Source organism: Bacillus thuringiensis (assembly GCF_001182785.1).
Taxonomy (GTDB): Bacteria; Bacillota; Bacilli; order Bacillales; family Bacillaceae_G; genus Bacillus_A; species Bacillus_A thuringiensis_S.
Map to the genome: position 1 here is coordinate 2,147,191 of NZ_CP012099.1, position 24,437 is coordinate 2,171,627.

Below are 24,437 nucleotides of genomic sequence, written 5' to 3' on the forward strand. Positions count from 1 at the left end.
CAGTGACTAATTTTATACAAACGTTCCAAGAACGAAAAATAGAATTACTAACTGCATTAAGTGAGCATTTACAAATATCGCTTATTTCATTATTTTTTGCAGTAATTATAGCGGTGCCACTTGGCATTTTATTAACAAGAAAAGAACGAATGGCTGAATTTATAATAGGAACTTCTGCAGTAATGCAGACAGTGCCATCACTTGCATTACTTGGACTATTAATTCCGTTAGTAGGAATTGGAAAACTTCCAGCGATTATCGCATTAGTTGTGTATGCACTATTACCTATTTTACGAAATACATATACAGGAATAAGGGAATTAGATGAATCACTAATAGAAGCGGCGAGAGCTATGGGGATGAATAGTTGGAGAAGGTTGTGGAAGGTAGAACTTCCTCTTGCATTGCCTATCATTATGGCCGGTATTCGTACAGCGATGGTATTGATTGTTGGAACGGCTACATTAGCAGCTCTCATTGGTGCTGGTGGGCTAGGTAAGCTTATATTATTAGGTATAGATCGAAATGATCATGCACTTATCATTTTAGGGGCCGTACCAGCCGCGTTACTCGCTTTATTCTTTGATATAGTACTTCGCATACTTGAACGACCGAAACGCTCTTCTAAGCGTGTTATATTGACGATATGTATAGTTGTAGTAATGATTGCTTCTCCATTTCTTTGGAGTACAGAAAAGAAAGATATTGTTATTGCGGGCAAACTTGGATCAGAACCTGAAATTTTAATTCAAATGTATAAGCAGCTTATTGAACAAGATACCGATTTACACGTACAATTAAAACCAGGTCTTGGAAAAACAGCATTTGTATTTGAAGCGTTGAAATCAGGGGAAGTAGATATATACCCAGAATTTTCAGGAACAGCATTATCTACTTTCGTGAAAGAAGAACCAAAGAGCACAAATCGTGATGAAGTATATGATCAGGCTCGCGTTGGAATGGAAAAGAAATATAATATGGTTATGTTGAAGCCAATGGAGTATAACAATACATATGCACTAGCTATGCCGAAAAAAATAGCAGATCAAAATAATATAAATACAATTTCTGATTTGGGAAATATTGCACAAAATACTAAAGTAGGATTTACATTAGAGTTTGCTGATCGTGAAGACGGTTATAAAGGAATGCAAAAATTATATAACTATAAGTTTTCAAATATTAAAACGATGGAGCCGAAGTTGCGTTATAGCGCAATTCAATCTGGAGATGTTAACGTAATCGATGCATATTCAACAGATAGTGAATTGGAGCAATACGGACTAAAAGTGCTAAAAGATGATAAAGGGTTATTCCCACCTTATCAAGGAGCACCATTATTAAGAAAAGAAACGTTAAAGAAATATCCTGAACTTGAAAAGGTATTAAATAAATTATCTGGAAAGATTACAGATGAAGAAATGCGAAAAATGAATTATGAAGTTAACGTAAATGGTAAAAATAGTGAAGAAGTCGCAAAACAATTTTTACAAAAAGAGAAATTACTTCGTTAAATTTACAAGAAATATACAAATTTATATGTTTGAAATGACCGTTCATTACAAAATGAGCGGTTTTTTTTGTGCATACTTATACATTTTTTCAAAAAAGTATTCCATTTTTGCTCATTTTCTTTTAGAATAAGTAATGTTTTCCTGAAAAAATATAAGAGAAACGTCTATTAGAGAAAAAGGTGACTTTAATAGTTGAACGAACATAACACCTAGAATGACAGATGGGGTGGTACAAATAGAAAAGAAGTTAGGATTTTTTCCGTTAATCGCATTAGTAGTTGGAACAATGGTTGGTGGCGGTGTTTTTAGTTTACCGCATGATTTAGCAGTAGGAGCAAACAGTGGCGCAATAATAATTGGCTGGTGTATTACAGCGATGGGAATGATTCCACTTGCGCTCGTATATCAAACGTTAGCAAGACAAAAACCGGAACTTGAAGGTGGAATTTATAGTTATGCACGTGCTGGTTTCGGTGAATATATTGGATTTAATAGTGCTTGGGGATATTGGCTAGCAGGAATCTTAGGTAATGTCGCAACAATTATGTTACTGTTTAGTACATTAGGTTATTTCTTTCCAATTTTCAAAGGAGGAAATAATGTTGCGTCTATCGTTGGGGCATCACTTTTATTATGGACACTTCATTTTCTAATTTTATTTGGAATCCGTGAAGCTTCTATTATGAATGTTATTGCAACGATAGGGAAATTGGTTCCAATCGTATTATTTATTGTTGTAATGGTAACAGCCTTTCGCTGGGATACATTTACACATGATTTTTGGGGAGAAGGAACGCTCTCACTTTCCGCTATACTTGGTCAAGTGAAAAATACAATGCTTGTAACACTTTGGGTTTTCATTGGAGTTGAAGGAGCGGTTGTATTATCCGGAAGAGCGAAGAATAGCCGAGATGTTGGTAAGGCAACAGTAATGGGACTTATTTTAGTAATGTCCATTTATATTTTAATTTCTGTTCTGTCAATGGGAGCGATGACAAGAAGCGAACTTTCTGTGTTAGAAACTCCGTCAATGGGACATGTATTAGAGCATGTTGTTGGTCCATGGGGTGCAGTTGCGATTAACATCGGGTTAGTTGCTTCACTTGTCGGTACATTAATTGGCTGGTTTTTACTTGTTTCTGAAATTTCTCATGTAGCAGGAAAAGATGGCGTATTTCCTAAAGTTTTTACGAAAACAAATAAAAAGCAAACACCGCACATGGCATTATGGATTTCAAATGGTGTTGCCCAAATTATATTTATCATCGTTCTGTTTTCAGAATCAACATATCAAATTATGTATTTCATTGCATCAACATCAATTTTATTACCATATTTATTATCAGCGTTATTCCAATTTAAATTAGTCATTACAAACGAGCTAAAAGACGCTAAATTAAAAAACGGAGCGTTAGCTTTAATTGCTTCTATTTACTCTGTATGGCTTCTTTACGCAGCTGGTTTAAAGAATTTACTACTCGTTTCAATTGTGTATGGAATTGGAATTATTGTTTACACGTTTGCAAGAAAAGAACAAGGGAACCGTTGCTTTGCAGGTGCAGAGAAATATGTGATGTGGGCAATTATTATTGCGGCTATCACATCACTGTATATGTTATTAACTGGAAATATAAAAATGTAAAAAGTCCTTTTCATTTAAAGGGCTTTTTTCTTTGTTTAGAGAATATTTACTACATAAGATATTCAGGAGGGATGAGAATGGAAGAAAAAGAACAGTTGTCTAGAATAATTGATTTAGCTAGTGAGTTAAGGAAAGTATTAGTGCAAGAATCTTTTTTTAATCATCATCCTGAACTGAGAGGAGTCATTGAGAATTTAGCTAGTTCTGTTGAAAATTTGGCGGAATTGCAAAAAAGTAAAGATGAAAACGCTGAAGATCGATTACGTTACGTACTTGCTAAAATGAAAATTGCTCATAATGCAATTTTACAAGAGAAAAAAGCATTTCCTTCTCATTAATATACGTTTTAATTTTGAACCTGGCGGATAACGTCAGGTTTTTTATTTCTAGTTTTTCGTTTCTTTCATACACTAAGAATAGTATGAAAAAAGAAGGTGACTAAGGTGAAATTACATAAAGCTCTTCAGCCAAGTTTTATAAAACGAATGTACTATATGAGATTTTTAGGGAAATTTACAAAAGCTGAAAAAGAGAAGAGTGGAGAGAATTTCTTTGTACAATGCTTATCGCCAATACCATTCACTTTACAGGAACAATTTGCAAATGAACCATATGTATTTGAAGGGTTATGTAGCAATAAAAAGAATGAAAAAATCTTTTCGGAATTAAAGAAGAGAAAATTAGAAAAGCAATTAGTGATGTTTCGTCTTTATTATGAAAGAGGAAATGTATACGTGGAGTTAATATGTACAGAAGAACCGAAAGAAATAGCAAGTAGCTATAAAATGATTCCGGCACCTAAAGTTACAAATAATAAAAAAAGAGAGTCTTTAGAACGAAAACTTAGCAACGGTTATTTATCATTCCTAATGCCTAAATTTCCGAAGGACTTTGAGCCTCCTGAATTATTGTGGCACGATGGAAGACTGTATGGAAACATATCCTTAAAGTCATCAATTAGCTCAATCGCATATTTTGAACAGAATCGGGAATGTAAATATATAAACTGCAGTGATTGGACGAAGTATGTAGAAATAGCGGTAGAAGATCAATTGTATTTTGTAAGTGATCATGTGTATGAGCAATTAAAGAAACGAATGCATGAAGAAGGTAAGCTAGTTGAAGTAGAAGATATAAAAGTGCAAAAAGATGAATGGGAATGGGATGAGCGTGAATCGTCCTTTTTACAGTATGTACAAAGTATGGTGCGTAATAAAGGGCTATATTTGGATGAAACGGATATTTATAATTTCCATATAAGTGTAAAAACAAATATGTTAACAATTCTTGGTGGTATACCGGGCGTTGGGAAATCGCGTTTTGTGCAAACTTATGCAGAAGCATTAGGATTACAGTATGGAGAAGAATTGGTTTGGATTCCAATTTCGCCATCGTATCAAGAACCACATGATTTACTTGGTTACCTTCATCCAAATGGTACTTTTATTGAAAGTGAAACGAAGTTAGTTAGGACGTTAATGAAGGCGAAAGAAAATCCAAATCAACTGTATATAATCGTTTTTGATGAAATGAACATGTCTCATATTGAGCATTGGTTTACTCCGTTTCTATCTGTTCTTCAACTTGAAACAAAAAATCGTATTTTAAACTTGTATGAGGGTGTACAGGACATAGAGAATTCAATTCCGTCAACAATTGAAATTGGAGAAAATATTATATTTGTAGGTACTGTGAATTTTGATGAAACAACGAAAGAGCTCTCTGATCGATTATTAGACCGAACGAACCTAATAACGTTACAGAAAATTCCGTTTTGTGAGATGGGCATGGAACAGGGGAAAGTCGTATTACACCCACCTTTGAAAGTAACAGCAGGAGAATTTCGGATAAATTGGATGAGAAATAAAGCGATGATTGAAGTGTTTTCTGAAGAAGAATTAGAGCTATTAGATAAGTTGCATGTCGTATTGTCATCACATGATGCGTCTAAGGGAATTTCTTTCCGATGTGCAAATGCAATTGCGACTTATTTGCAAAACATACCGTTCCAAAATAACCATACCTATATGATCAGTAGAGAAGAGGGGTTTGATTTACAAATAAAGCAGCGTGTATTGACGAAAATTAGAGGGACCGAAATGATGGTTGGTTCTTTACTTTCTGAAGAAGCAAAAAGGGGAGCGATCTTAGTACCTCTTTTGCAATCTGCACTTGCAAACAGAGTATCTACATTTGAACACTCTTTAGCATATATACGAGAAAAACGTAGGGAACTGGAGCTGTATGGATATGCAAAATGAAGGGCGTTACGAAACAAAAATCGTTGATACGAATGAAACGCTCCCTTTTGTATTAAAGTTAATCATTGGAAATGAGGGGAAAGGAGATTATATTTTATTGAATCGTCTTTGTACATCTACTACAGCATTAGTTCAATGTATTTATAAAGTACAAGAATTAAAACCAATTAGATTGCAGTACAATTATGAAATTCCAATGAATATTACTTTTATATGGAATAAAGTATATGAGGGACAGAAAAATATAAAAGAGGCTCAATATGAAATAAATGAAAAAAAACAAAGAGTATTAATATATGAGCATGGGAAAACAGAATTCTTTTATCCATGGCGCTGTGGTTTATACCATTTTGAAGTGCGTATAGAAGATACAACGTATTATGGCGCTTTTCAAATCGTACCGAAAAACTTTTTTGATGATCAATTTGAAATGATTCAAGACTATGTGAAGTCAATTTTAAATGAGTTGATTTTGGATAGAGGTTATTATAAAAAGACTTTCTCTGCACTTAGCGATATTGAGGATTCTTCTTATTTAGTGTTGCTTAGAAAGTTACCCCAAAAAATGAAGATGATAAAGCAAATCTTTAAGAAAATAGAATCAAGCTCAAAATTTATAAATGCATATAAATGGGAAGGAAAAGAGAGAAAGCCAACAAGAAAAGGAACGATAGTGGCAGAAAGAAAACCTTATGCAAAACATTATAATCGTAAGTTTATGGAACAAAAAAATAGTAAGGAAAATGCATTTCTTAAATATAAAGCGATGCAATTTCATCATTATTTAATTGAAGCTAAAAGTTTTTTACGTCAAACAATTGAAATATTAGAAAGAGAGAAAAAGAAAAAATCAGAAGAGTTTCAAGCCGTAAAAACGATTATACAAACAATTGAGCGTAATGGATCAGTAACCGATAGAGAGAAGCAAAAATATAAAAATATACATTTACTAAAAGAAGCTGATTTACGAAAGAGCTCAATGAAAATACAAGAATATAAAATATTGGCGCATATTGTTCATGAAAATGTACAATACTTTCAAATATTAATGCACTCCTCGTTTTGGAGGGAAGTTACTGAAACGAGTAACATGAACTTACATGATTTACCGATACCACATCAACAATTACTACATCATTTAGAAGTACTCCCGCAATATACGGATCAATCTCCATCGTTATTATTTGTTAATAAGCCAACGTTTTTAGTGTATGAATATTACGCTTTTTTTATCGTTATTTCAATTTTAGAGCAAATTGGTTTTGAGGCTAGAAATTCCATTCGTGAACAAATACAAGAACATTTTTATGTAGATGGATTACAAGATGGAACGACAGTAGTTTTACAACGAGATGATATAAAGGTGCATGTCGCATTTAATGACTTAATTGAAACACATCCTCTTATTGCATTAAGTAAAGGGAGTAATTTTTACAATGGTGAGGATACGAAGAAGCCAGATATTCGCTTAGACTGTTATGTAAAAGAAGATGGGAAATACGTATATAAATCTTCTATTATTATTGAAGTGAAGTATAGTCCAATGTACAATATTTTTCAGCACGTTGGAAATACGAAAGCAACTGAGCAAATGTATAAGTATTGGTCTATAAAGTATGTAGAAGAACAGGATGGAAAGCGAGTCTATTATCGAAGGTCAATTTATGAAGTCATTTGTGTATATCCAGGAAGCCATATGCATAGTAAAAAAATTGAGTCTGGATGCGGTGTTTTCTTGCAGTTATATCCATATAAGACGAAACAAGGGGAAGAGAAATTAGCTGGAAAACATGGGATGGTACAAATTTTTGAAAAGTGGTTAAAAAGCATTGAGAAGTAAAAGAAATCCTTTTTCATAAAGGATTTTTTTAGATTAAGAAGAATTATATGCTGTATGGAAAGAAACATATTGTAATTTAGATTTGAAAAGTGATACAAATGTGTTATTAAAAGGAATGTGAGCGCGGGATAAAAGTCGATTAAATTGGAATCTAATTCATTTTGCAGAATATAATAAGTCATAAATATTTTTAGTTGCATACGAAGATTTGTTCTTATATGATAGATAGTGAAAGCGTTATCAAAAACAGAGCGACGATGGGAAAGGCGGTTAAATATGTTCCAGCGTGTTCAAACAAAGGAAGAACATTTTGGGTTCGAGCAACTATGGGGAGATTTTTGTGAAGAAAGAAACTTAATGTTCGTAGAACGTAATTTAAATCCATCACGATTTTTATTAATAGAAGATGAACATCCTATTGGTACAGTAGAATGTATTAAGTATACGGTACCTGAACAATCAAATTCTGAGTTTTTCTATCCGTTTTCTAAAAATGATTTAGTAAAAGATTTGAAGAATGTGTATGAAATAGGCAAGTTAAGTATTTCGAAAACGTCTCGTGGGAGAGGACATTTTAAAAGGCTAACAGCTATTTTATTTATACATGCGTTAGAAACAAAAGCTGAATGGTACATTGCAGCAGTAACAAAAAGAATGTATATGTATTTACTTACACTCGGTTTTCCAATTGAACCGATAGATAATCCATTTCAGTTTCATGATACTTTACAAGGTGTACCAGTAAGAATTCATGCTCGAAAAGGGGTTACGCATTTATATTCTTTAAAAGAATTTCGTGATGTGATTCAAGGGAATGCTCATGCACAGGCATTAATTGCAGAATACAGTAAAAATATTATGTTAACAAAATAAAACGAAGTGAATATGTATAATAAAGAGAATAATATTTTTATAGGATATAACTCTTCATTAAAAAAGACCCTTATTATTTTAATAAGGGTCTAAAAATTATAATCCAAATATACTAAAAATCATTTTGCGGCGCTTAGGTTTCTTTTCTCGTTCGTATGTTGGTTTTGAATCAGGAGTAATATAAATGGGTTCTTCTTTCGTTAGGGCAGCTTCTAACTTTTGAATTCGCTCTAACATTTCCTCCATTTCACGACGGTGTTGTAAAAGTTGGTACGTGACGACATCATTTGCCTTATCTTGCATTTGTTCTTCCATTCGATCGAGTCTTCTCGTAATAGTGTTTAATTGATCAGCTAATTGTTCAAAATCATTCGATGATATGTTTTGAACAATTGTATTGACTTGAGTTTTTAATTCTTCAACCTCATTTGAGGAAGTCTTTTGAGTAGGTTGAGAATTTTGAGACTGCTCTATTTGAAATAGATGGTGTTCTAACATTTGATCGACATCATCTTGTGTGAAAATAAAGTGACCATATTTATTTTTTTCTATCGTAAGATTTAATTGTTGCGCGATCCGGACAACAGCCTTTGGGCTAACACCTAATTTTTTTGCGATAAATGGTGTTTTATATTCCAAAATAATCCCTCCTATATATATCCTGTTGAATGATTTCGAGCTATGAAGTAAGTTCCCTTCTAGTGCGACAAAAGAAGTGTGGAATCGGCAAAGAAAGTGTTTTTTCACGAAATTGAGTTAAGAAGAATAGTTTGTTTAAATAAAAATGTTTTATCGTAACATTTAGAATAATTTGACTAGTGTAAATGAATTAGATTATCATAATGATAAATATCTTTTTTATGTATGCATATAATATATAAAAAGGTGGTTGCTAATGTAGAATTTTGTTAGAGTATTAGAATGCTTACTTCACTTGAATAAAATTAAGTAGGAGGTGGCTTCCTTGCTTACAATGTAAGTAAGGAAAAGTATTTGGACATATATAGTATAAGTATAGTGATTGTTTTAATTGCCTTAACGGCATTTTTCGTTGCAGCAGAATTTGCAATTGTTAAAGTGAGAAGTTCACGAATTGACTATTTAATTGCAGAAGGAAATAATCGTGCAACATCGGTCAAAACAGTCATTACAAACTTAGACGAATATTTATCTGCTTGTCAGCTAGGAATTACTGTTACAGCTTTAGGAATTGGGTGGTTTGGTAAACCTGCGTTAAAGCAAATGTTTGATACGCTTTTTGCAAATTGGAATATCTCTACTCAACTAGCAGACATTTTTGCTGTAACTTTAGTATTTTTGTTAATTACTTTTTTACATGTTGTAATAGGGGAATTGGCCCCAAAAACATTTGCAATTCAAAAATCTGAACAAGTGAGTTTGCTTGTTTCTAAGCCGTTAATTTTCTTTTATCGTATTGCATTCCCATTCATTTGGCTATTAAATGGTTCAGCTCGAATCATTACGAAGCTGCTAGGGCTGAAACCGCCGAAGGGGCATGATGAGGTTCATTCAGAAGAAGAATTACGGTTGTTAGTTTCAGAAAGTTATAAAAATGGTGAGATTAATCAATCTGAATATAAATATGTAAATAAAATTTTTGAATTTGATGATCGGATTGCAAAAGAAATAATGGTACCTCGAACTGAAATGAATATTATAAGTAAAGAAATGCCCGCTGAAGAAGCTTTGCAAAAAATGTCTCGCGAAAAATATACAAGGTATCCAGTTGTTGATGGCGACAAAGACCACGTAATAGGTTTTGTGAATTTTAAAGATATTTTTACTGAGTTTGTACAACATAAAGCTGTTAATAAGAATACAGTAGAGCAATATATGAGACCAATTATTTTAGTTATCGATTCTATTCCAATTCATGATTTGTTTTTAAAAATGCAAAAAGAAAGAACACATATTGCTATATTGATAGATGAATATGGTGGGACATCTGGACTTGTTACTGTTGAAGATATTTTGGAAGAAATTGTTGGAGATATTCAGGATGAGTTTGATACGGATGAGCAGCCAGAAATTCAACAAGTTAGTGAAACGAAGACGATACTAGAGGGAAAAGTACTTGTTAGTGAAGTGAATACGTTATTTGGTTTAGGGATTGATGATGATGGTGTTGATACAATCGGTGGTTGGATTTTAACGAAGAATATAGAGATTGCTGAAGAGGATTTCATTGAAATTGAAAATTATAAGTTTTGTGTGAAAGAATTAGATGGACATTATATAAAAAGATTAGAAGTTACAAAGATAGTAGAATCGATTGTTATTTTAGAAGATGAAAAACAAATTTCGTTACAAGAGCAAATTAGCTCGTAAACTCTGCTATATAGCAGAGTTTTTTTGAGCATAATGTTTTTTGAGGAATAGGGGCTATGATACAATGACATAAGTCAGACCTTTCACTAGGTGAAGTATTGTTGTATACATATATTTGGAAGGAGAAGAAGTATGAAAAAGCATTTATATATAAACGGAGATTGGAAATCTGTAAACACGTATAAACCATTATACGCACCATATTCTGAAGAAACATTAGCAGAAATTGCACAAGGAACGGAAGAAGATGTAAAAGAGGCTGTTACTGCTGCAAAAAATGCAATGACAAAAATGAATAAATTATCTGCATATGATCGAGCGACTATTTTAGAGAAGGTTGCACAAAAAATGGATGAAAGAAGAGAAGAATTTGCAGAGATTATTGCAAAAGAAGCTGCAAAACCAATACGTGCTGCAAGGGGAGAAGTAGATCGTACTGTTCAAACGTACAAATTTGCAGCTGAAGAAGCGAAGCGTATATATGGTGAGACATTGCCATTAGACGCCGCACCTGGTGCGGATGGGCGTATTGCATATACAATCCGAAAGCCGATTGGGGTTATAGGGGCTATTACCCCATTTAATTTCCCATTAAATTTAGTTGCGCATAAAGTTGGACCTGCAATTGCTGCCGGAAATACAGTTGTGTTAAAGCCAGCTGATCAAACGCCATTATCATCTTATGCATTAGTTGAGTTATTTGAAGAGGCAGGATTGCCAAATGGAGCTTTAAATATCATTTCTGGTCCTGGCTCCACGGTTGGTGAGGCAATCGTTAAAAATGATTATGTTGCTTCTATTACTTTTACCGGAAGTCCAAAAGTTGGAATCGGAATAAAACAAAAGGCTGGGTTAAAACGAGTTACGTTAGAACTAGGATCAAATGCTGCTGTTATTATTGATGAAGATGTAGAGTTAACAGATGAAATAGTTGAACGTGTAAAATGGGGAGCATTTGTTAATAATGGGCAAGTTTGTATTTCAGTACAACGTGTTTTTGTACATGAAACGAAAAAGCATGAATTTCATTCGAAGCTAAAGAAAGCGATGGAATCAGTTGTTGTTGGGGATCCACTGCTTGAAGAAACGGATGTATCAGCTTTAATTTCAAAAAAAGATGTAGAGCGAATTGATATGTGGGTTCAAGAAGCAATTGAGGAAGGAGCAACTGTTTTATGCGGTGGTAAGAAGCGGGATGCAAGAATCTTTGAACCGACTGTATTAACAAATGTTCCAGATCATGTATCAGTGCAGTGTCAAGAAGTATTCGGTCCACTCATGACAGTAAATACATTTAAAGAATTTGATGAAGCGATTGAGCAAGTAAATAATTCGCGTTACGGCTTACAGGCAGGAGTATTTACAAATAATTTATTTAAAGCAATGCGTGCAATCGATGAGTTAGAGGTTGGTGGTGTCATGATTAATGATATTCCAACGTTCAGAGTAGATCATATGCCTTATGGTGGTGTGAAAGAAAGTGGCACGGGGCGTGAAGGAATTAAATATGCAATAGAAGAAATGACAGAAATGAAATTAGTATGTATTAAAAAATAAAGCATATAGAACTTAAACATTGCACTAAAAAACGAGTAGGAAAATGTTTACGATTCCATACTCGTTTTTTTAGTGTTTTTTACGTTTCTAGTTACTATTTAATTAAGTGTACCTTTTACTTCATTTCTTGTTTAAAAATAGTATCTTCTACATAAATATGCTCTTTGTCTACAGCGGTGCTATGAGATAGTACTAAACCGATTGGTGTTTCTGTTCCTTTATTTTGTACAATTGTAAAGGGAACATTTTTTTCATTTGCTAATTTAATGTATTTTGATAAATGTGAGTAAGCAATGCCACCATTTAGGAATATTTGTAATGATTGAGAAGGGCGCATACTACTTGCCACTTCAGAATATACATTACTTTGCATTACTTGACCGATTGTTAAAGCGATTTCTACACGCTCACGTAATGTAGTTAAATACATATTACGTTCTTCTGGTTTGTTTTGCTTTTGGCCGTAAATGCCTTCTTGGAGATAATCTTCCACATTTTTATTTACCATATTTTTCACACCTTTCATTTTCTATTGTACGCAAGAATTAAAAATGATGCAAAAAAAGTCATTTTGACTACGGAAATAATGAAAATATGTGAAGGAAAAAGGGTATGTGAATACAATTAGTTAAATAAGAAAGAAAAAATTAATTTTATCAACAGAAATTAACAAAATGTGACAAAAATCTATTAACGAATCGTATTTTTTGTGTTAATATTCAAAATATAAAGGGTATTCGTCGTATGGAAATGGAGGGAATGGAGGTTTTTCCAATCGATAAGGATATTAAAGAAATATTTTGTTCACACTTGAAAAACAATAGGCACCAATTCGTAGAGAACTGGAAAAACAAAATGATAATTTCCGAAAAAGATCCATTTAAACTAGAAGTAGTTCAAAATGGAGAGGATTTACTAGAGTTAATTATCGAACTTACTATGGAAGATAAAGATATAACTTATCTTCAACCGTTATGCGAGAAAATTGCTATTGAACGTGCTGGAGCGGATGCGAATATTGGAGATTTTGTCTATAACGCAAACGTGGGAAGAAATGAACTTTTCGAAGCGATGTGTGAATTAGATGTTAGTGCTCGTGAATTGAAACCAATTATGGCAAAAATACATACTTGTTTTGACAAATTAATTTATTATACCGTTTTAAAATACTCGGAAATTATATCGAAGAATTTAGAGGAAAAACAGCAATATATTAACGAAACACATAAAGAAAGGCTGACGATTTTAGGGCAAATGTCAGCTAGTTTTGTACATGAATTTCGTAATCCGCTTACTTCCATTATGGGATTTGTCAAATTATTAAAGGCAGATCATCCGAGTTTATCGTATTTAGATATTATTTCGCATGAATTAGATCAATTAAATTTTCGTATTTCGCAATTTTTACTCGTATCGAAAAAAGAAATGTGGAATGAATCGGAACGGTTTTGGCTTAATGACTTGTTTCAAGACATTATACAATTCTTATATCCGAGTTTGGTCAATGCGAATGTTTCGATTGAAAAGAATTTACCGTATCCAATTCCGCTTGTTGGCTATCGAAGTGAAGTGAGACAAGTATTTTTAAACATATTAATGAATTCAATTGATGCTCTTGAATCAATGAAAGAAGAACGGAAAATTATCATTGATGTATTTGAAGAAGATCAAGCTATTCGAATTGTGATAAAAAATAATGGGCCAATGATTCCAGCTGAAAATGTAGAAACGATTTTTGAACCATTTGTAACTACTAAAAAGTTAGGAACAGGTATTGGATTATTTGTATGTAAACAAATTGTGGAAAAACATAATGGGTCCATTATGTGTCGATCAGATAACGATTGGACAGAATTTCAAATTGCATTTCAAAAATAAACAGTCTACACCAAATGAATGGTGTAGACTGTTTTAATTTGTAAGTATAACTGCTTCTAATTTAGGATCTTTATTTGAATAACCTGCTATTGAAATTGTATAAATAACATTTGGTTCAACATTGAATTTCGGTATAGTCAATAAAACGTTTTTATTATCTGCGAGTGAAATTTCAATATCTGCTGTACCGGGGCTAACTTGCAAAAAATCTGTTATTTGTTTAAAGAGTACATTTTCAAATAAATGATCCCCATCTTTTAAATCTACATTTACAACAGGGGTATCTGGAGAGAAATGTGCAAAGCGTATTTTGGCTTGACCAGCTGGTAAATGTGTATTATCAAGTATAGGTTGTAATTGTAGGTGATTATCACTGTTTATTGCAGCAAGAGTATAAGTATGATTTCCCATTATTGGTACCAATGCTGAAAAGATTGGAGTTTCATTTCCGACGGGTACAATATCTATACGGTATTTACCTTGTACTAATGATAAATAAGGGCTGAATTGCTTAAATGAAATATTTTTAATAATCTTTTGTCCGTTTACTAAAATGTCAACCGCCGGTATATTTGGATCGGCATGAAAAATTCTTATATGTGACGGTAAAGCAGCTTCTTGTGAATCCCTTGTTTCATACGCCTGTACAAGTTTCGATAGTGCATCGCAATATTTCATATATAATTCTATATATTTTTTAGGATTACGAAACTGATAGTAACGTGCGAGCTGTTCGTATTGCGTAACTTCTTGTCCATATTTTTCGATTTCAGGTTGAGACATGAACATTCCTCCTTTGTCATCATTAAAACTATATGCGAAGCAAGAAAGCGGTTATGCGAAAAAAATAATTTTATAAAGGGAAAATTAAAAATTGACAACAAATATGTCGTCATAAAGAGGTGCTGGTACTTACGAGTATTTCGTAGATTAAAGCAGTACATATGACTGCACGAAAGTAAAAACATATAAATGCCAAATTGACAGTGCATTTCAATTAACATATTGAATACATGTCCAACAATCGCTAGAAAACTAGAGTTTTTTTAAATTATAGGCAAATACACATACAAAGTGATAATTGTCCTACATAAATTATAAAGGAAAGGTAGTTTGAATCTGAGGAAAGGGGTGCCACTTCGGGATAGGGATATCCCGATAGTAATTGTGAATGAAGTTATGAAAAGGTTTTGTCTTATAGGCTGTAGGATGAATTTGTAAACTTGATTTTTCTATTTATTTAAGCAATTGACAGTATTAACCCATAAGAGAGCGTCATGACGAACTGATTAGTGTGGTTAATCGGTTCTTTTTTTATAGTTTAAAAATGAAAAGTTTACATATTAAATATGAATCTGAATTGATTAGTAAGGCAGGGTGTCGAAATTTGTTTTAAAATATGCAATTTAAAGTAGGATAATAGGAAGGAGTTTAACCGGAGTTCCGTCGAAGTGTACAGAATGTCGGCATATAAGGGCAGCTGGCATTATGCTATAAAACCATTTGGTGATGTAGTCATTTCATATAAAAGGGAGGGTTATTTGGGCGTATAGAAAAGGGTTGGTCTTCGCTTTGAGTTCTGAATTTTCTGTTTTATAAATATTTTTAAGCACTCATTTGTATATTTTATAATAGTTTTTTGATAAATTCACTGCTTTTGCAGAGGATTCTTTTTTATGAAAGAAACGTCAATTTTCTTCATATATATATACAAATTGGAGAAATGGGGGAGCGCTATGCGCGATTACTTAATTAAACCACTTGTTGGTCAGCCGTATCCAATGATTTCACATGGAAAAGGTGTTTATTTGTATGATCAAAATGGCAATAAATATTTTGATGGTTCGTCAGGAGCAATTACGGCAGGTATTGGGCATGGCGTAAAGGAGATTGCAGACGTTATTAAAAAGCAAGCTGAGGAGATTGCTTTTGTTTATAGATCACAGTTTACGAGTGAACCAGCTGAAAAATTAGCGAAGAAGTTAAGTGATTTAAGTGTAGGAGATTTGAACTGGAGTTTCTTTGTAAATAGTGGTACGGAAGCAAATGAAACAGCTATGAAAATTGCAATTCAGCATTTTCAAGAGCGAGGCATTCAAGGGAAACACAAAATTTTATCAAGATGGATGAGTTATCACGGCATTACGATGGGTGCGTTATCGATGTCTGGTCACCCACTACGTAGACAACGTTTCGTATCTATTTTGGAAGATTATCCGACTATACCAGCTCCATATTGTTTCAGGTGTCCTGTTCAAAAGGTATATCCAACTTGTCAGCTGGCATGTGCGACTGAACTAGAAAGATCAATTGAAAGAATTGGTGCAGAGCATATTGCTGCTTTTATTGCTGAGCCGATTATCGGAGCAGCTGGAGGCGCGGTTGTTCCGCCGAAAGACTATTATAAAGTCATTAAAGATATTTGCGACCATTACGATATTTTATTTATTGCGGATGAAGTAATGACTGGGCTTGGTCGTACTGGAGCATGGTTTGCGATGGAGCATTGGGGTGTAGAACCGGATATTATGACACTTGGTAAAGGGTTAGGAGCGGGATATACACCGATGGCAGCGACAGTTGTAAGTGATCGTGTTATGGAGCCAATATTACGTGGGTCACGTTCAGTAATGAGCGGTCATACGTTAAGTGCAAATCCATTGTCTGCAGCAACGGCTTTAGCTGTTATTGAATATATGGAGAAACATAATCTCCCTGAAAAAACAGCAGAAAAGGGAGAGTATTTAATAAAAGGCTTACAGAAAGTTCAGCAACAATCGACAATCATTGCTGATGTGCGCGGAAAAGGGTTGCTAATCGGAGTAGAATTGCAACCGTTTACAAAAGCGTCGGAGCTTATTTCAGTTGCAGCTAAAAATGGCCTGCTTTTATATCAAGCAGTTTCAGGGCAAGCAGGAAAAGAAGATAGTGCACTGCTTGTAGCACCGCCAATGACAACTACATATTCCGAGTTAGATGAATTACTTTCAATTTTCTCTAAAAGTGTGGAAGAGATGATGCAAAAAGGAGGGCATAGTATCGCATGACAACTATTACAAATACATTCGGTAAATTAAAAGAAATTGAGGAAGTAATTTCTTTGTTCCATGATGATATGACATTAATGTTTGGGGGATTTGGAGGGATTGGATCCCCTCCATCTTTAATACAGGCAATTTTAGAAAAAGGCGTTACAAATTTAAATTTGATTGGAAATGACACTGGATTTCCTGATGTAGGTATCGGTCGTCTTGTTACAAATGAAAGAGTTAAATCACTAATTACTTCTCACATTGGATCCAACCCAAATGCAGGAAGGCAACTAAACGAGGGAAGATTACAAATTGAGTTTTCTCCGCAGGGAACATTAGCGGAACGCATTCGCGCAGGTGGTGTTGGTCTTGGTGGTATTTTAGTTGATGTTGGTGTTGATACGATTGTGGAAGAGGGAAAACGAACAGTTGAAATGAACGGTAAGACATATTTAGTTGAAACAGCATTAACTGCTGAAGTTTCAATTGTATATGCGAAAAAGGCAGATCCGTTTGGTAACCTTGTATTTGACAAAAGTGCACGAAATATGAATCCTCACGTAGCAATGGCTGGGGATATAACAATTGTAGAAGCAGAAGAAATAGTCCCGCTAGGAAGTTTAGATCCAGAGGAAATTGTCGTTCCAGGTGTTTTCGTAAATTATATTGTACCGTCGGAAGGAGTGAACTGGAAATGGGTATGGGCGTAGAAGTGAGGGATAAGATTGCTAGGCGTGCGGCGAAAGAAATACAAAATGGTATGATTGTAAATTTAGGTATTGGCATACCATCGCTTGTACCAAATCATTTGCCTGACGATATAAATGTTATGTTTCATGCGGAAAATGGAATCGTCGGCATGGGACCAACGCCAAGTAAAGGGAATGAAGACGAAAACTTGTGTAATGCAGCAGGTTTACCAACTTCTCTTATAACAGGAGCGAGTTATTTCGATAGTTGCACAGCGTTTGGGATGATTCGAAAAGGTTTGCTAGATATAACGATTCTTGGTTCATTACAAGTAAGTGAAAATGGTGATTTAGCAAACTGGATTGTACCTGGAAAACGTGTTCCAGGTATTGGTGGAGCAATGGATTTAGCACAAAAAGCGAAGCGGGTCGTTGTTGTGATGAATCATGTTGATAAGTACGGAAATGCAAAAATTGTTTCAGAGTGTACATTGCCATTAACTTCAAAGAAATGTGTAGATTTAATTATTACTGATATGGCGGTCATGGAGGTAACTCCGAGTGGACTTATATTACAAGAATTAATGAGCCCATACACAGTAGAAGATATAAAACGACATACAGAAGCGGATTTTCAAATTAGTTCTAACTTACTAGTAATTGAATGAAGGGAGATGTAATATATGGAGCAATTAAAAAAGCAAGTTTGTGATTATATTGAGAGACATGAAGAAGAAAGTGTGAAATTTTTAAAACGATTAATTCAAGAAAAGAGCGTATCTGGTGATGAAAGCGGTGCGCAGGCGATTGTGATTGAAAAATTACGTGAATTAGGTTTGGACCTCGATATATGGGAGCCTTCTTTTTCTAAAATGAAAGATCATCCTTATTTTGTATCACCCCGTACAAGTTTTTCAGATAGCCCAAATATTGTAGCAACTTTAAAAGGAAGTGGAGACGGGAAATCTATGATATTAAATGGGCATATTGATGTAGTTCCAGAAGGGGATGTCAATCAGTGGAAACATCATCCTTATAGCGGTGAGAAAATAGGAAATCGTATATATGGCCGTGGAACGACGGATATGAAAGGCGGAAATGTCGCACTCATGCTTGCGATGGAAGCGATTATTGAATCTAGCATTGCATTAAAAGGAGACATCTATTTTCAAAGTGTAATAGAAGAGGAAAGTGGCGGAGCAGGGACATTAGCAACTATATTACGAGGATATAAGGCAGATGGTGTCATTATTCCAGAGCCTACTAATATGAAGTTTTTCCCGAAACAACAAGGTTCCATGTGGTTTCGTTTACGTGTAAAAGGGAAAGCTGCACACGGTGGAACGCGTTATGAAGGGGTTAGTGCAATTGAAAAAAGTATGTTTGTTATAGAACATGTAAGAAAGCTAGAGGAGAAAAGAAATAGTCGAATTACAGATCCGTTATTTAAAGGGATTCCGATTCCAATTCCAATTAACATTGGGAAAATTGAAGGAGGGAGTTGGCCAAGTTCTGTTCCAGATGAATTAATTTTAGAAGGAAGATGCGGTGTTGCGCCGAATGAGACTATAGAGGCGGCAAAAGAAGAGTTTGAGAATTGGATTGTTGAATTAAATGATGTGGACAATTGGTTTGTTGAAAATCCAGTAGAAGTAGAGTGGTTTGGAGCGAGATGGGTTCCTGGTGAATTAGAAGAGAATCATGAACTCATTACGACACTTCATCACAACTTTGTTGAAATCGAAGGGAACGAACCAATTATTGAAGCATCTCCGTGGGGGACTGATGGAGGTTTATTTACACAAATTGCAAACGTACCAACAATAGTATTTGGTCCAGGAGAGACGAAAGTAGCACACTATCCAAACGAATATATAGAAGTTGATAAAATGATAGCTGCCGCAAAAATTATTGCATGTACATTACTAGATTGGTGTGAGGTGAAAAAATGAAATACTATGAATCTTTTAGAGAACAGACGAATTGTTATACAGTAGAAGGCGTTTTAGATTATTTTAATAAGCGTATTCGGGTAGATCACTATACAGGAAATGTTGAAAGTATTATACAGACAATTGACGAACTAGCAGAGAAGCATTCTTTCACTAAATGTATTATTAAAGGAAAGGGAGAGCATGTTTCAACATGGCTCTCTTTCGGTTTTTTGTTGGAAGCAACGATACCTCATTATTTTCAAGGACACGATGCATACTTTTTTGTGAAATATAATAATGATGAAAGACGAAATAGTATGCATTGGACTGAGGAAGATACTATATTAAGCGGTGTAAAAGGAAAAGAAATAAAAGAAAAAGTAGTTCCAGAGAAATTTTTGCTGAGAAAAGCGAATGAAGAAGATGCAGAAGAATTAGCAACTGTATTCGGAAAAGTATTTGAAGTGTATCCGACACCTTTAAATGAAGCGAGTTATGTATTACAGACGATGAAAGAAGACGATACAATTTACTACGTATATGAATTTGAGGGGAAAATTATTAGTACAGCATCTGCAGAAATGAATATAAAAGAAGGGAATGCAGAATTAACGAATTGTGCTACTTTACCTGAATATCGTAAACATGGATTTATGAAAAGTTTACTAATTAAATTAGAGGAAGAGCTTCGAGAAAGATCTATTTTCTGCTCCTATACAATTGCTCGATCGCTTTCTTTCGGAATGAATGCTGCCTTTCATCAATTAGGCTATACGTATACAGGAAGACTGGCGAATAATTGCTACATTTTCGATAAGTTGGAAGATATGAATATATGGGTGAAAGATCTATCTAGCTATTCGAAAGCAGTAAAACTTCCGCCTCAAAATTCGGCTGTAAAGCAAAACAGTTAGGTGGAGCTGGGTGTTCGAAAAGCTGTACTAATTAGAATTTCGAGTTATCTAATGAAAATATAAAATTGGTCAAAATTATAGAACGGAATCGTCATGCTTACAATCGCACATAGGTGTGCCGAAAATTCGGCATGTAATTGCTGGATTTTCGGCAAGAGGGGGGATGACATTGCTAGCAGTTTCGACACAAGAAGTCATTGAAGCGATTTTGGGCAGTATTGATGAGGCTATACACGCTGTAGATGAGAATGGAATTACAATATTTTATAATTCTGTAGCTGCAAAACACGATGGATCGAAGATTGAAAAAGTGTTAGGGAAACATCTATTAGAAGCGTTCCCGTCTTTATCAAGGGAAACGAGTACATTGATGAAAGTACTAGATACAAAAAAACCTATCGTACATCAAGCACAGCATTATCAAAATTTAAATGGTGAAGATGTTTGTACAGTAAATACGACGTTACCTATTTTTATAGATGGGAATATTGCTGGGGCTGTTGAAATTGCAAAGGATTACTCTACAATTCAAAAACTTACTGACACAATTGTTGACTTACAGTCGAAAATAAAGCGATCATCTAGAAAAAAAGTGATTAAAAAGCATGCTGCATTTGAGACGATAGTGACAAATGATACGCGGTTTAAACAGACGAAAGAGTTAGCACAAAAAGTAGCACCAACAGACGCAAATGTTTTAATATATGGTGAAACAGGAACAGGAAAAGAACTGTTCGTACAAGCAATTCATGAAGCTTCTAAAAGAAAAAACAAGCCATTTATTGCACAAAACTGTGCAGCTTTACCAGAGTCGCTATTAGAAAGTTTATTGTTTGGAACGACAAAAGGAAGCTATACAGGAGCGATTGAAAGAGCTGGGCTATTTGAACTTGTTGATGGTGGTACATTATTTTTAGATGAACTGAATTCAATGCCTCTTGATTTGCAGGCAAAAATGTTACGAGTGTTAGAAGATGGAGTCATTAGAAGAATTGGTGATAATAAGACGAGAAAAGTAGATGTTCGTGTTATTACCGCAATGAACCAGCCTCCAGAAATATGTTTACGAGAGAATAAAATTCGCACTGATTTATATTATCGCTTAAACGTATTTTCATTATATATCCCACCGCTTCGTGAAAGAACTGAGGATGTACTATTATTAGCATCTTATTTTTTGAAAGAATATAATAAAAGTTATAAAAAAGGTGTACTTCAAATTGATGAGGAAGCGAAAGATAGACTGCAAGCTTATCAGTGGCCTGGAAATGTCCGAGAGTTAAAACATACGATTGAACATGCTGTTATTATTGCAGAAGGGAATACATTAACAGCCAATTGTTTACCACGTACATTTCGGAAAGAGAATTTTTCGAAGAAGAAGGGTATAATGCCACTTAGAGCAGCACTTCATCAAACAGAAAAAGAATTAATAGATCAAGCGTTGATTGAAACGGAAGGGAATATATTACAAGCCGCAAAAATGTTAGGTATCCCTCGTCAAACGCTTCAATATAAACTGAGCAAGTACGACAAAACCGCCGAATAATCGGCGGTTTTTGTGTGTTTGCACGAATAAAAGAGCGTTTACATATATAAAAAGTAATGAATATGATGTTAAGTATTGATTTCATACAACGCTTAAAAATATTTTTTCGCTTATGTAATAGGGTTCTCCGCACATTTACTTATCAACAATGTAAAGTTGGCATAACTATTGCTTATATAAAGGATGAGCGTATAAAAAGGGGGAATAGCAATGTTACATGATGTATACAAACCAAATCGTCACTGGAAGGATATCGAATTATGGAAAGATGTTACTGAAGAGCAATGGAATGATTGGGTTTGGCAATTAACGAATACGATCAAAACGTTAGATGACTTAAGAAAAGTAATTAACTTAACACCTGAAGAAGAAGAGGGCGTTAAAATTTCAACGAAAACGATCCCGTTAAACATTACACCGTACTATGCTTGGCTAATGAATCCTGATGATCCACGCTGTCCGATTCGGATGCAATCAGTACCGATTTCGGAAGAGTTATATAAAACAAAATATGATTTAGAAGATCCACTTCACGAAGATGAAGATTCACCAGTTCCAGGGCTAACACATCGTTATCCAGACCGTGTACTATTCTTAGTAACAAATCAATGTTCTATGTATTGTCGTTACTGTACACGTCGTCGTTTTAGTGGACAAATTGGAATGGGTGTACCGAAGAAACAATTAGATGATGCGATTGCTTATATTAGTGAAACACCACAAGTGCGAGATGTATTAATCTCCGGTGGTGATGGACTTCTAATTAACGATAAAATTTTAGAATATGTATTAAAAAATTTACGAGAGATTCCGCATGTTGAGATTATTCGTATCGGAACGAGAGCACCAGTAGTATTCCCGCAACGTATTACAGAAAATTTATGTAACATTATTAAAAAATACCATCCAGTATGGTTAAATACACATTTCAATACATCTATTGAAATTACTGAAGAATCGAAAAAGGCATGTGAAATGTTAGCGAATGCTGGTGTTCCAGTCGGAAACCAAGCAGTAATTTTAGCTGGTATTAACGACAGCGTTCCAATTATGAAAAAACTTATGCATGACTTAGTAAAAATCCGTGTACGTCCATATTACATTTATCAATGTGACTTATCTGAAGGTATCGGTCACTTCCGTGCACCAGTATCTAAAGGTCTTGAAATTATTGAAGGTTTACGTGGACACACATCTGGTTATGCTGTTCCGACATTCGTTGTTGATGCGCCAGGTGGAGGCGGTAAAATTGCACTTCAACCAAACTATTTAATCTCACAAAGTGCAGATAAAGTTGTACTTCGTAACTTTGAAGGTGTTATTACGACGTATCCAGAGCCAGAGAGCTATATTCCAGGAAGAGCGGAAGGATACTTTAAAGAGATTTATCCGAACTACGAAGAAAAACGTTCAGATGTTGGTATCGCAGGTCTTATGAGCGATAAGAAATTTAACCTCGTTCCAGACGACTTACAGCGTATGAACCGTCGTAAAGACTATGAAGATAATGATACTCATGCATCTTTAAAAGATAAACGTGATAAGCGTGATCAATTAAAAGATAAAAAATATCAAGCGCAAATGGCTAAATTAGAAGAAAACGACAAAAAAACTGAGGGTGATGCAGTATGAATTGTATGTGGTGTGACAGTACAGAAGCGAAAGAAAGCTTGAATACTGTATATTGGGAATTACCAGATGGTACGAAAGCCATTGAAATCCAAAAGACACCATGTATTTCTTGTTCCTCGTGCGGGATGGACTATCAATCAGACCATACAGTAAAAGAAATTGAAGATCAATTATTTTTAATTTATACGAAAGATTTACCAAAACAACTAACATATGAAGAATTAATGGGAAGACCACGTCTATTAAAAAGAAATTATTTCGACTTTTAACCAGCTTTTATGCTGGTTTTTTTCTTTTTTGCCTTGTATAATGTACCCAAGTTAGAAAGGTAGGGAATATTTTTGAAAAAAACATTTTACCATTATATGATGAAGCATCGTGCAGCTTTATTTAGAAATGAAATTTCAGATTTAGCAGAGGCGATGTATGATGATTTAAGTTTTCCGAAGCAATCTGAAGACTATGATGAAATTAGTTCATACTTAGAGTTGAGCGGAATGCTAGAAAGTATGTCTATATTTGATGAAGCCTGGGATTTATACATACAAGATAGATAAAAACTATTTGAAAACATACAGAATACATTACTTTGTGTAAAGTGAAGTATTCTGTATGTTTTTTTATTATGAAATTTGTTGATTTAAAGCTAGTCTAGTTACTAGCTTTTTTTTGAGTGTAACGTAAATTTTATAAGATTATAATTTTTATTGAAAAAATTTATGAATATAAGCTTCTGTGATAAGCGTTTTTATGTAGGTTGCATATACTGATAT

The 24,437-nt window shown here is 34.3% G+C and carries 21 protein-coding genes; 18 read left to right on the forward strand and 3 right to left on the reverse strand.

Going from position 1 to position 24,437, the window contains the following annotated elements; translation table 11 throughout:
- Positions 1-2: 2 nt before the first annotated feature.
- From AC241_RS11225 to AC241_RS11250, 6 genes are all read left to right on the forward strand, one after another.
- Positions 3-1,514, forward strand: coding sequence for an ABC transporter permease/substrate-binding protein (locus tag AC241_RS11225; protein ID WP_050843445.1), 1,512 nt, complete (start codon positions 3-5; stop codon positions 1,512-1,514).
- A gap of 214 nt (positions 1,515-1,728) precedes the next feature.
- The gene (locus tag AC241_RS11230) at positions 1,729-3,156 is read left to right on the forward strand and encodes a basic amino acid/polyamine antiporter (RefSeq protein WP_016081760.1); all 1,428 of its coding nucleotides are present in this window, start codon (positions 1,729-1,731) and stop codon (positions 3,154-3,156) included.
- A 77-nt stretch (positions 3,157-3,233) separates the two neighbouring features.
- On the forward strand, positions 3,234-3,494 hold the full coding sequence (locus AC241_RS11235; protein ID WP_000391447.1) for a hypothetical protein: 261 nt from the start codon (positions 3,234-3,236) through the stop codon (positions 3,492-3,494).
- Positions 3,495-3,599: 105 nt separating this feature from the next.
- On the forward strand, positions 3,600-5,417 hold the full coding sequence (locus AC241_RS11240) for an AAA family ATPase (protein WP_016081759.1): 1,818 nt from the start codon (positions 3,600-3,602) through the stop codon (positions 5,415-5,417).
- Positions 5,407-7,257 carry a hypothetical protein gene (locus AC241_RS11245; RefSeq protein WP_029442230.1) on the forward strand — a complete coding sequence of 617 codons (1,851 nt, stop codon included), beginning with the start codon at positions 5,407-5,409 and terminating at the stop codon, positions 7,255-7,257. Before AC241_RS11240 ends, AC241_RS11245 begins: the two co-directional genes overlap by 11 nt.
- Positions 7,258-7,533: 276 nt before the next feature.
- Entirely contained in the window at positions 7,534-8,130 is a 597-nt protein-coding gene (locus AC241_RS11250) for a hypothetical protein (RefSeq protein WP_000487795.1), read from the forward strand.
- A 96-nt stretch (positions 8,131-8,226) separates the two neighbouring features.
- On the opposite strand, the gene racA is transcribed toward AC241_RS11250, so the two are convergent.
- Positions 8,227-8,769 carry a chromosome-anchoring protein RacA gene (gene racA / locus AC241_RS11255; protein WP_043936535.1) on the reverse strand — a complete coding sequence of 181 codons (543 nt, stop codon included), beginning with the start codon at positions 8,767-8,769 and terminating at the stop codon, positions 8,227-8,229.
- A 354-nt stretch (positions 8,770-9,123) separates the two neighbouring features.
- On the opposite strand from racA, the gene AC241_RS11260 reads away from it, so the two are divergent.
- Both AC241_RS11260 and AC241_RS11265 read left to right on the forward strand, forming a co-directional pair.
- Positions 9,124-10,479 carry a hemolysin family protein gene (locus AC241_RS11260; RefSeq protein WP_016081756.1) on the forward strand — a complete coding sequence of 452 codons (1,356 nt, stop codon included), beginning with the start codon at positions 9,124-9,126 and terminating at the stop codon, positions 10,477-10,479.
- A gap of 132 nt (positions 10,480-10,611) precedes the next feature.
- On the forward strand, positions 10,612-12,036 hold the full coding sequence (locus AC241_RS11265) for an aldehyde dehydrogenase family protein (RefSeq protein WP_043936534.1): 1,425 nt from the start codon (positions 10,612-10,614) through the stop codon (positions 12,034-12,036).
- 115 nt (positions 12,037-12,151) lie between these two features.
- On the opposite strand, the gene AC241_RS11270 is transcribed toward AC241_RS11265, so the two are convergent.
- A complete protein-coding gene (locus AC241_RS11270; RefSeq protein ID WP_016081754.1) occupies positions 12,152-12,544 on the reverse strand; it encodes a YueI family protein in 393 nt (130 codons plus the stop codon).
- A 236-nt stretch (positions 12,545-12,780) separates the two neighbouring features.
- On the opposite strand from AC241_RS11270, the gene AC241_RS11275 reads away from it, so the two are divergent.
- Positions 12,781-13,914, forward strand: coding sequence for a BA2291 family sporulation histidine kinase (locus tag AC241_RS11275; protein ID WP_080117203.1), 1,134 nt, complete (start codon positions 12,781-12,783; stop codon positions 13,912-13,914).
- A 33-nt stretch (positions 13,915-13,947) separates the two neighbouring features.
- On the opposite strand, the gene AC241_RS11280 is transcribed toward AC241_RS11275, so the two are convergent.
- Positions 13,948-14,697: a DUF4397 domain-containing protein gene (locus tag AC241_RS11280; RefSeq protein WP_016081752.1), complete on the reverse strand. Its 750-nt coding sequence runs from the start codon at positions 14,695-14,697 to the stop codon at positions 13,948-13,950.
- Positions 14,698-15,650: 953 nt separating this feature from the next.
- Here AC241_RS11280 and AC241_RS11285 point away from each other — a divergent pair.
- From AC241_RS11285 to AC241_RS11325, 9 genes are all read left to right on the forward strand, one after another.
- The gene (locus AC241_RS11285) at positions 15,651-16,961 is read left to right on the forward strand and encodes an aspartate aminotransferase family protein (RefSeq protein WP_001205877.1); all 1,311 of its coding nucleotides are present in this window, start codon (positions 15,651-15,653) and stop codon (positions 16,959-16,961) included.
- Positions 16,958-17,656: an acetate CoA-transferase subunit alpha gene (atoD, locus tag AC241_RS11290; protein ID WP_016081751.1), complete on the forward strand. Its 699-nt coding sequence runs from the start codon at positions 16,958-16,960 to the stop codon at positions 17,654-17,656. Before AC241_RS11285 ends, atoD begins: the two co-directional genes overlap by 4 nt.
- A complete protein-coding gene (locus AC241_RS11295) occupies positions 17,641-18,303 on the forward strand; it encodes a CoA transferase subunit B (protein WP_000525277.1) in 663 nt (220 codons plus the stop codon). Before atoD ends, AC241_RS11295 begins: the two co-directional genes overlap by 16 nt.
- A 15-nt stretch (positions 18,304-18,318) precedes the next feature.
- Entirely contained in the window at positions 18,319-19,587 is a 1,269-nt protein-coding gene (locus AC241_RS11300) for a peptidase (protein ID WP_050843446.1), read from the forward strand.
- Positions 19,584-20,483, forward strand: a complete 900-nt coding sequence (gene ablB, locus AC241_RS11305; protein WP_043936532.1) for a putative beta-lysine N-acetyltransferase — start codon at positions 19,584-19,586, stop codon at positions 20,481-20,483. The genes AC241_RS11300 and ablB overlap by 4 nt, the downstream gene beginning before the upstream one ends.
- A 163-nt stretch (positions 20,484-20,646) precedes the next feature.
- Positions 20,647-22,032: an arginine utilization transcriptional regulator RocR gene (rocR, locus tag AC241_RS11310; RefSeq protein WP_080681755.1), complete on the forward strand. Its 1,386-nt coding sequence runs from the start codon at positions 20,647-20,649 to the stop codon at positions 22,030-22,032.
- A 210-nt stretch (positions 22,033-22,242) separates the two neighbouring features.
- Positions 22,243-23,664: a lysine 2,3-aminomutase gene (gene kamA, locus AC241_RS11315; RefSeq protein WP_000902145.1), complete on the forward strand. Its 1,422-nt coding sequence runs from the start codon at positions 22,243-22,245 to the stop codon at positions 23,662-23,664.
- Positions 23,661-23,933 (forward strand): YokU family protein, encoded by a 273-nt coding sequence (locus tag AC241_RS11320; protein WP_000995766.1) that lies wholly within the window; start codon positions 23,661-23,663, stop codon positions 23,931-23,933. The genes kamA and AC241_RS11320 overlap by 4 nt, the downstream gene beginning before the upstream one ends.
- 72 nt (positions 23,934-24,005) lie before the next feature.
- Positions 24,006-24,221: a YozE family protein gene (locus AC241_RS11325; protein WP_000750717.1), complete on the forward strand. Its 216-nt coding sequence runs from the start codon at positions 24,006-24,008 to the stop codon at positions 24,219-24,221.
- Positions 24,222-24,437: the final 216 nt, after the last annotated feature.